This is a genomic window from Zoogloea sp., from assembly GCF_023150065.1.
Taxonomy (GTDB): domain Bacteria; phylum Pseudomonadota; class Gammaproteobacteria; order Burkholderiales; family Rhodocyclaceae; genus Zoogloea.
Genome location: NZ_JAKLLN010000151.1, coordinates 1 through 626 on the forward strand (window position 1 = coordinate 1; position 626 = coordinate 626).

Consider the following 626-nt stretch of genomic DNA (forward strand, 5'->3'; position numbering starts at 1 on the left):
GCTTGGCGCAACCGGACTTTTCCTTCTTGTTGTGGCTGCAGGCCGGCTCGTCGAGCAGGGCCTGGATTTCGCTGGCTTTCATGCTGGCCTCTCCAAGGGTTCAATCACCCTTCTGCAATTTGAGTGCCAGCTGCAAACCCCTGTTTTTAAAGGGGCCGACACCATCCGGCGCGTGTCGTAAAGCCGACAATGCCGCGCTGCCGCAACAAACCCGACAGGCGCCAGCGGAGCGCACGGTTGGGCGACTGAAGCCGTCCCTACAAAAAGCCCGCCGTGCCAACGCCCTCATCAGGGGCAATCGGTGGGTACGACAGGCGGAGCGATGTGCGGGACGACGCGCCGGGATGCCTCACGGGGCGACGTGCGGGGCGACTCGTAGGGGCGACTTCAGTCGCCCAACCGGCCGTACAGTCGGCTCGGCGCGGCGGAGAGACCGATGATCCACACGTGACGGAAGTCAGCTTGGCACACACACAAAGGCCGCCCGGAACGGCGGCCTTTGTGTGTGACGCGACGGAGCTCAGTGGGCAGCGGCGGCCGCGACCGGCGCAGGGGCGTTGTGGTCGGCATCCGGATGCCAGCCCATCACCGTGAGCATGATGAAGAAGCCGGTCACATAGGCCACC

Annotated in this window: 1 protein-coding gene; it reads left to right on the forward strand. The window is 65.0% G+C overall.

What is annotated here, in order from left to right; all coding sequences use genetic code 11:
- A partial coding sequence (locus L6Q67_RS23975; protein WP_296576160.1) for a hypothetical protein occupies positions 1–181 on the forward strand: 181 nt, incomplete at its 5' end.
- Between the last annotated feature and the right edge of the window lie 445 nt (positions 182–626).